At 68.2% G+C, this 8374-nt stretch carries 7 protein-coding genes; 5 read left to right on the plus strand and 2 right to left on the minus strand.

The genetic code is table 11. The annotated features are described in order from the left end of the window. Positions 1-26 precede the first annotated feature (26 nt). Positions 27-176 (minus strand): hypothetical protein, encoded by a 150-nt coding sequence (locus tag OQF70_RS13320; RefSeq protein ID WP_280538199.1) that lies wholly within the window; start codon positions 174-176, stop codon positions 27-29. Between the two features lie 284 nt (positions 177-460). Between OQF70_RS13320 and OQF70_RS13325 the strand changes: the two genes are divergently transcribed. The 5 genes from OQF70_RS13325 to OQF70_RS13345 all read left to right on the plus strand — a co-directional run bounded on the left by OQF70_RS13325 (position 461) and on the right by OQF70_RS13345 (position 7014). After that, positions 461-1024 (plus strand): ribbon-helix-helix protein, CopG family, encoded by a 564-nt coding sequence (locus OQF70_RS13325; protein ID WP_280538200.1) that lies wholly within the window; start codon positions 461-463, stop codon positions 1022-1024. Positions 1025-1214: 190 nt separating this feature from the next. After that, positions 1215-2423 (plus strand): Nramp family divalent metal transporter, encoded by a 1209-nt coding sequence (locus OQF70_RS13330; protein ID WP_280538204.1) that lies wholly within the window; start codon positions 1215-1217, stop codon positions 2421-2423. Further along, a complete protein-coding gene (locus OQF70_RS13335; protein ID WP_280538201.1) occupies positions 2424-4499 on the plus strand; it encodes a hydantoinase/oxoprolinase family protein in 2076 nt (691 codons plus the stop codon). Further along, complete coding sequence (locus OQF70_RS13340) at positions 4496-6316, plus strand: hydantoinase B/oxoprolinase family protein (protein WP_280538202.1); 1821 nt, start codon at positions 4496-4498, stop codon at positions 6314-6316. The genes OQF70_RS13335 and OQF70_RS13340 overlap by 4 nt, the downstream gene beginning before the upstream one ends. Continuing rightward, a complete protein-coding gene (locus tag OQF70_RS13345; protein ID WP_280538203.1) occupies positions 6313-7014 on the plus strand; it encodes an aspartate/glutamate racemase family protein in 702 nt (233 codons plus the stop codon). Before OQF70_RS13340 ends, OQF70_RS13345 begins: the two co-directional genes overlap by 4 nt. A gap of 15 nt (positions 7015-7029) precedes the next feature. Here OQF70_RS13345 and OQF70_RS13350 read toward each other — a convergent pair whose 3' ends face one another. Further along, positions 7030-8163, minus strand: coding sequence for a putative sulfate/molybdate transporter (locus tag OQF70_RS13350; RefSeq protein ID WP_280538205.1), 1134 nt, complete (start codon positions 8161-8163; stop codon positions 7030-7032). Between the last annotated feature and the right edge of the window lie 211 nt (positions 8164-8374).

Here is an 8374-nt window from a genome sequence, read left to right on the forward strand (position 1 = left end):
CGTCGGTAGTGTCATATGTGTAAAACCTACATCATTCCGCCACCCCACATCCCGCCCATCATCGGCCCGAAACCCATCATCCCGAATCCCATGAGGAACACCGGGGCGATCAGGACCACGCCGATGAGTATGAGCACGAGCGGTACAAGCGGTGTGTCGTCGGTGGTGTTGGTCATCTTTGGATCCTCCCGGAGTACAGGTGAAGATACGGTGTCGAGGTTCAATGTGGTTTCGGCTTCGAATCGTGTCTGAACGGTGTGGTTAGCGTTTGATACTGAATTGTAATCGGCGATCGATGGCGGGTTGTAAACCGCGTTCGATGGTCGGCGCCCGCCAGACCGACGTCGAGGGTCGTAGACCGATCGACGTTCCGTCCGAGCAACGTTCTCCGCTCGATCGACGCCGCTCGACGGATCAACCACCGCCACGAGGTTAAGTCCATCCGGCGATGAGGGACCGTATGCCAAGCGATCGAGTCACGGTCTCCCTCGACGACGACACCAGGGAGACGTTGCAACGGTTACACGACCAAAGCGACGAGAGCCGAAGCGAACTGATCCGGCAGGCGATCGCGTTCTACGCGGCGAATTTCGATTCGGCGACCGCAAGCGACAGCGACCACCTCCAGACGTACTACGAGATGCTGTCGACGGGCGAGCACGTGCTCTTGGACATCGATCTCCTGCATGCGCTGTTGGGCCGGATCGACGACCCCGAAACCCGGGACGACGAGTTCCTCGACACGATCGATCAGGTGGCCAACTACCACGCCCAGGAGTACGCCGACCGGTTCGACTCGCTCGGGGACGTCCTCGAGTGGCTGTCGCTGTGCGGATTTCTGACGGTCAGACGGGCCGAAGCGGGGAGTTACCACGTCGTGTTTCCCTCCGAACAGCTGCGGTGGTTCATGGTCCGGTTCATTCGGGGAAGCGTCGCGGACCTTCCGTTCGAGATCGAGATCGAGGAGAGCGTCTCGAAGGTGCTGTTGACCGAGCGGGAGGAGGAAGCACCACGAGACGAGTGAGTGCGGGGGGGATCGACCCGGAGGATCGGACCGAACTCGCCCCGACGACGACACGGATCATACGTGGACATATCTGACGCGGTGGCTGATCCGTATCCACATACGACTGATGATCCGCGTACACAGAGCTCTTAACAGTGTTTATCCCCGTTCGTTGGAATCGTGTCACTAGATGTCAAAACGATCATTGATGAACGTTGTCCGTCGTCTCAAAGCCGTCGGCCCGGGAGCGATGGTCGCCGCCGCGTTCATCGGCCCGGGGACGGTCACGACCGCAAGCGTCACCGGTGCCGAGTTCGGCTACGCGCTCCTGTGGACGATCGCCTTCTCGATCGGCGCGACGATCGTGTTACAGGAAATGAGCGCACGGCTCGGCCTCGTCTCGGGTGAGGGGCTCGGCGAGGCGCTGCGCGAGCGCTTCGACACCCGGATCGTCGAGTTCGTGAGCATCGTCCTCGTCGTGGGGGCGATCGGCGTCGGAACCGCCGCCTACGAGGCCGGAAACATCCTCGGCGGGGCGGCGGGACTCGCGACGATCACGGGGATCGACGCGACCGTCTGGGGCGTCCTGATGGGGGGCGTCGCCGGCGGCCTCCTGTATACGGGGCGGTACAAGCTGATCGAGCGGGCGCTCGTCGGCCTCGTGGTCGTGATGGCCCTCTCGTTCGTCGCGTCGGCGATCCTGATCGGCCCCGATCCGGCCGCGATCGCGGCCGGCTTCGTCCCCGGAATCCCGTCCGGGTCGCTGTACCTCATCACCGGCCTCATCGGAACGACGATCGTGGGCTACAACCTGTTCCTGCACGCGAGCAACGTCCAGGAACGGTGGGATGGAGCCGCCGATATCGGTCGCTCACGCGTCGACACGGTCCTCTCGATCGCCGTCGGGGGCCTCATCACGATCACGATCATGGTGACCGCGGCGGCGGCGTTCGAGCCGGGGACGCAGATAAACGACGTCGGCCGAATGGCCGAACAGCTCCGGCCGCTCGCGGGCCCGTACGCGAAGCTGTTCTTCAGCATCGGGCTGTTCGCCGCCGGGTTCACGAGCGCGACGACGGCACCGCTTGCGGGTGCGTGGGCGACCACGGGCGCGCTCGGCTGGGATTCGGACATGAAGAGCACGCGGTTCCGTGCCGTCTGGGGCACGATCCTCGGCGTCGGCGTCCTCTCGGTGCTGCTTGGCGGGAGCCCCGTCGAGATCATCGTGTTCGCGCAGGTGGTCAACGGGATCCTGCTGCCGATCGTCGCGGTCTTCCTGATCTACGCGATGAACCAGGAGGACCTCCTGGGCGAGTACACGAACGGATCGATAGCGAACGTGCTCGGTGCGATCGTGACGATCATCGTCGTCTGGCTCGGCGTCCGAACGCTGCTCGACGTCACGGGGGTGCTGTAGATGGCGGACCGACGGATCGGCGTCGACGTCGGCGGCACGTTCACCGACGTGGTGCTCTCGCTCGAGGACGAGCTCGTCACGGCGAAGGTTCCGAGCACCGCCGACCAGAGCGAGGGCGTGATAACGGGCATCGAGAAGGCCTGCAAGGAGGCCGGGATCGCCCCCGAGACCGTCGACGAGTTCTCCCACGCGATGACCGTCTCGGTCAACGCGTTGCTCGAGGACGACGGCGCACGGACCGCGCTGGTGACGACGGACGGGTTCCGGGACGTCCTCGAGATCGGCCGGCAAGCGCGCCCGTCGCTGTACGACCTCGACGCCGAGAAGCCGACGCCGCTCGTGCCAAGACGCCGCCGGTTCGAGGTGTCCGAGCGGGCGACGCCGGACGGGATCGAAGAGCCCGTCGACGACGACGAGGTTCGGGAGATCGCCGAGGCGATCCGCGAGACGGGTGCCGAGTCGGTCGCCGTCTCACTCGTGCACGCCTACGCACACCCAGAGAACGAAACGCGCGTCGCGGACGTGCTGCGATCGGAGCTCGACGTGCCCGTGTCGGCCTCACACGAGGTCCTCGCCGAGTTCCGCGAGTACGAGCGGACGTCGACGACCGCCGTCGACGCGTACGTGCGGCCGGCGATCGACCGCTACCTCAGCAACCTGACCGAGCGGGCACGCGATCTCGGCGTCCCGCAACCGCGGATCATGCAGGCCAACGGCGGGATCACCGACGCCGAAACAGTCAGACGAAACGCCGTGACCACCGTCCTCTCGGGGCCGGCCGCCGGCGTCGTCGGGGCGAGTTCGATGGCGGCCGGCGACGCCGGCAACGCTGCTGACGACACCGGCGGCAACGGCAACGCTACCGATGGCGACGACGCTACCACCCCCACCGGCGACGAACGGGAAGGGCTGGTCACCTTCGACATGGGCGGCACCTCAAGCGACGTGAGCCTCGTTCGCGACGGCGCGGCCGAACGGACGACCGAAGCCGAGATCAACGACCGGCCGATCAGGACGCCGATGGTCGACGTCGAGACCGTGGGTGCCGGCGGCGGCTCGATCGCGTGGGTCGACGCCGGCGGCGCGCTCCGGATCGGGCCACGCTCCGCCGGATCCGATCCCGGCCCCGCCTGTTACGGCAATGGCGGGACGGAGCCGACCGTCACCGACGCGAACCTCGTGTTGGGCTACATCGGGTCGAGCACCAGCCTCGGCGGGGAGCTGTCGCTGGACGTGGCGGCCGCCCACGACGCTCTCGCGGGTCTCGCCGACGAGGCCGGCCTCGATAGTGCCCTGGCGGCCGCCCGCGGGGTGTACCGCGTCGCGAACGCGAACATGACCCGGGCGATCCGCTCCGTGACCGTCGAGCGGGGGTACGACCCGCGGCGGTTCGGCCTCGTCGCGTTCGGCGGTGCGGGACCGATGCACGCCGTCTCGATCGCGGACGGTCTCGACATCGATCGGGTGATCGTCCCGCGTGCATCCGGCGTCCTCTCGGCGTACGGCCTGCTTGCGGCCGACGAGAAGCGCGACGCGGTCCGGACGTACCAACGCCCGCTCGAGGCGGTCGATCCCGACGACGTCGACGACGTCTACGCCGACCTCTCCGAAACGCTGCTCGAGGAGGTGAGCGACCGCGAGGCCGCGACCGTGCAGTGCGCCGCGGATCTCAGGTATGCGGGCCAGAGCTTCGAGCTCACCGTGGACATCGATCGGCCGTTCGACGCCGAGACGGCGGGCGAGCGGTTCGCGGCCGCCCACGAATCGGCGTACGGCTACCGGGTCGACGAGCCGGTCGAGCTGGTGAACTGTCGCGTGACGGCGACGATCCCCCGGAGCGCGCCGTCGGTCGAACACGCCGGCGGCGGGGGCGAGCCCACCGAGACCCGCGAGGCGGTGTTCGACGACGGCGTGTACGAGACGACCGTGTACGATCGAAACGCGCTGCCGACGGACGGCCGGATCGCCGGGGCGTCGATCATCGAGGGCGCCGAAAGCACCATCGTCATCCCGCCGGGATGGACCGTCGGTGTTCGCCCCGACGGCGCGCTGATCGCGGAGGTGAACGAACAATGAACCCGACCGAGGAGACGAACGGAACACCGACCGAGGAGACGAACGGAACACCGACCGACGACGGAAACGTGACGACGACCGACGCGGCGACGGTTGAACGGAGCACCGACATCGATCCGGTGACTCTGGAGATCCTCCGCAACCAGCTGGAGAGCGTCGCCACCGAGATGGGCCACGTACTCATCCGTGGGGCCTACTCCCCGAACATCAAGGAGCGGCAGGACTGCTCGACGGCGCTGTTCGACGCCGCGGGTCGGCTGGTCGCACAGGCGGAACACATCCCGGTGCATCTCGGGGCGATGCCCGACGCGGTCGACGTCGTGCTTCAGCGGGACCCGAAGCCGGGCGACGTCTTCATCGTCAACGACCCCTTCGCCGGGGGAACCCACCTCCCCGACATCACGCTCGTCTCGACGATCGCGCCGAACGACGAGGTGATCGGCTTCGCGGTGTCGCGTGCACACCACGCCGACGTGGGCGGGAGCGCACCGGGCAGCATGCCCCCGGGCGCACGGGAGATCTACGAGGAGGGGCTCCGGCTGCCCGCGGTTCGACTCGTCGACGGCGGCGAGCCGAACGAGGCGGTCCACGAGCTGATCCGGGCCAACGTCCGGACGCCGGACGAGCGCGAGGCGGACCTCCGGGCGCAACGCGCCGCGAACGCGCGTGCGGAGGAACGGATCGGCGAGCTGCTCGACGAGCACGGGGAGACGCTGCTCGACGCCTTCGACGCGGTCATCGAGTACTCCCGCGAGCGTATCAAAGCGGCGCTCACGGACCTCCCGGACGGGACGTACCGGGCACGGGACGTTCTCGAAGGGGACGGCGTGACGGACGAGGACATCCCGATCGAGGTGGCCGTCACCATCGACGGCGCCTCGATCGACGTCGACTTCGCGGGCACCGCCGACCAGGTTGCGGGGAACCTGAACGCGCCGCGGTCGATCGCCAAAAGCGCGGTCTACTTCGTCGTCCGCGCGGTTACGGACCCGGACATCCCGCCCAATCACGGGTGTTACGAGCCGGTGAGCGTGTCCGTGCCCGACGGATCGGTGCTCGATCCCGACCCGCCGGCGGCGGTCGTCGGGGGCAACGTGGAGACGAGCCAGCGTGTCACGGACGTCACGCTTGCCGCCCTTGGCGAGGCGGTTCCGGACGTGGTTCCCGCCGGCAGTCAGGGAACGATGAACAACCTCATCATCGGCGACCGATCCGGGTCATTCACCTACTACGAGACGATCGGCGGCGGCTTCGGGGCACGTCCGAACGCGGACGGAATGGACGGCGTGCAGGTGGGAATGACGAACACCCTCAACACGCCGGTCGAGTCGATGGAGACGGAGTATCCGCTCCGGGTCGAGCGGTACGGGTTGCGCCCCGGAAGCGGCGGTGACGGCCGGTACCGCGGCGGGCTCGGCATCGAGCGAACCGTCACGGTCGAGACGGAGGCGACCGTGTCGCTGCTGACCGAACGCCGGCGGACGGCGCCCGCGGGGATCGACGGCGGCGAGGACGGCGCGACCGGAGAAAACCGCATCGACGGGGAGCCCGTCCCCGCGAAAGCCTCGGTCGACGTCGACGCCGGAACGACGGTCTCGATCCGAACGCCCGGCGGCGGCGGCCACGGCGATCCCGACGAGCGTGCGGCCGCGGCGCGGGAACGCGATCGGCTTGATGAGAAGGTACGCGACCAGCCGGACGAGCAGGTACGCGACCAGCCGGACGAGCAGGTACGCGACCAGCCGGACGAGCAGGCACGCGACCGGCGCGATGAGACGACCGACGATCGATCCGACGGGACGGTGGACGACCGATGACGTGCCTCGGCGTCGTCGTTCCCTCCTCGAACACGACCGTCGAGCCGGAGTTTCGGGCGGTGCTCCCGGACGACTGCACGGTCCACGCCGCACGGGTCCCGCTCGAGGACGTCACGGCCGACGAACTCGAGGAGATGGCCGACCACGCCGAACGCGCCGCATCGCTGCTCGCGGACGCGTCGGTTGACGGCGTCGCCTACGCCTGCACGACGGGAAGCCTCATCCACGGGTCCGGGTTCGATACGCGACTCGAGTCCCGACTGTCCGAGGCCGCCGGCGTCCCGGCGACCGCAACCGCTCGCTCCGTCGTCAGGGCGCTTTCGGCGCTCGAGGTCGACCGGGTCGCCGTCGCGACGCCTTACACCGCGACGCTGGATCGGATGGAGCGGGAGTTCCTGACCGACAACGGGATCGAGGTGGTCTCGATCGACGGCCGCGGGCTCGTCGAGAACACGGCGATCGGGGCGTTGGACCCCGCCGACGCGGAGGACCACGGCCGAGCGGTCCTGTCCGCCACACCGGATGCAGACGCGCTGTTCATCTCGTGTACGAACTACCGATCCATCCAGGCGTTGGCGTCGCTCGAGGCGGCGTTCGATCTGCCGGTCGTCTCGAGCAACGCGGCGACGATCTGGGACCTCTGTACCAGAGTCGGAGTCCGACCGGACCTTGACGTCCGGCTGGCGGAGACCGGGTGAAATCGGCGGTCACGTTCACGCATCGCCGTCGTTTCCGTGATCGTCGCCACCATCGTCACCACCGACGTCGCCGACGCGTTCGATCGTGAGGTGGACGAGGACGCCGAGGAGGAACGCGACGCCGAGGTTGACGACGAGCGCCGCGAGGCCGATCCCGACCGACAGCGCAAGGTTCGAGGACTGCCGGACGCTCCCGGCGAGCGACACCGAGACGACCGCGAGCAGCGTTCCGAGCAGCGCGAGCGGGAAGGCGGCGAGCAGGCTCGCGGCCGCGAACGGTGCCGCGAGGAGGTAGCCGATCCCGAGGATCACGTTCGCGCCGCCGGTCCGGGCGCCGAAGGCGTGTTTGCCGGCCACGCCGTCACAGCCGTGACACATCGGGATGCCGCCGATCGGCACGGCGAGGAGATTCATCACCCCCATACTGGTCGAGAGATCGTCCGGGGGGACCTCGACGTCGAACCGGTCGGCGAACAGCAACGAGGTCGCGAGGGCGGCGTTACCGACCGTCATCGCGAGCTGCGCGATCATCCCCTCGGCCGCCTCCCGCGTGGCTCCCGCAGCGAACGCGGGCAGCGGCGGGGCGCCCGGCAGCGTCGGGGTCGGCACGCCCGCGACCCACACCGCGGCGCCGACCCCCGCGAGGAGGACCGCGAGCGCGCTCGCGTTCCCGTACCCGACCGCGACCGCGACGACCGCGATCGCCAGGCCGGCGCCGGCGACGGCCGGATCCGCCACGGCGAGCCCGATCGCCGTCTCGAACAGGATCAGCCCGACCGCCAGCTGGACGCCGCGGACGACCGGCTCGCCGATCCATCGCTCGACGGCCGCGAGCGTTCCCGATCCCCCGATGACGAGGAGGACGACGCCGAGTACGAGTCCCGAGAGGGCCAACTCGGCGTAGCTCAACGCGCCGGCGACGCCGAGCGCGGCCAGCGCCTTCATCGGCTCGACGGAGACCGGCAGCCCGTAGACGACGCCCCAGACGATCTGGAAGACGCCGAACGCGAGGAGGACGTGCGGCAGGGAGACGTCAGTCACCACTGCGAGCGCAACGACGAGGGGGAGAACCGTAATCGAATCACCTATCGCACCCGTCAGCTCGTTCGCGGAGAACGAGAGCCGATGCCGGTCGCGATCGTGGAGTATATCGGCCACCAAACGGCTGTACACGCCAAATAGACTTGAACGTGTTCGGAAACCGTTCGGCGTCACGAACCAACGTGATGAAACCATTTTTGAATACACCCCACACACGGCACCCACCCAGCATCCACCCGGCACGCATCCAGTACCCCAACAGCATCCACCCATCATTCTCAAATACACGTAGACGAGCACACAAGACAGGCATAAAGCG

It is taken from the genome of Halopenitus sp. POP-27, from assembly GCF_029889855.1.
GTDB lineage: Archaea > Halobacteriota > Halobacteria > Halobacteriales > Haloferacaceae > Halopenitus > Halopenitus malekzadehii.

Coding starts and splice junctions, on each gene's coding strand:
- OQF70_RS13340 (WP_280538202.1), top strand. CDS start 4,496: ATGAACCCGACCGAGGAGACGAACGGAACACCGACCGAGGAGACGAAC.
- OQF70_RS13325 (WP_280538200.1), top strand. CDS start 461: ATGCCAAGCGATCGAGTCACGGTCTCCCTCGACGACGACACCAGGGAG.
- OQF70_RS13330 (WP_280538204.1), top strand. CDS start 1,215: ATGAACGTTGTCCGTCGTCTCAAAGCCGTCGGCCCGGGAGCGATGGTC.
- OQF70_RS13335 (WP_280538201.1), top strand. CDS start 2,424: ATGGCGGACCGACGGATCGGCGTCGACGTCGGCGGCACGTTCACCGAC.
- OQF70_RS13320 (WP_280538199.1), bottom strand. CDS start 176: ATGACCAACACCACCGACGACACACCGCTTGTACCGCTCGTGCTCATA.
- OQF70_RS13345 (WP_280538203.1), top strand. CDS start 6,313: ATGACGTGCCTCGGCGTCGTCGTTCCCTCCTCGAACACGACCGTCGAG.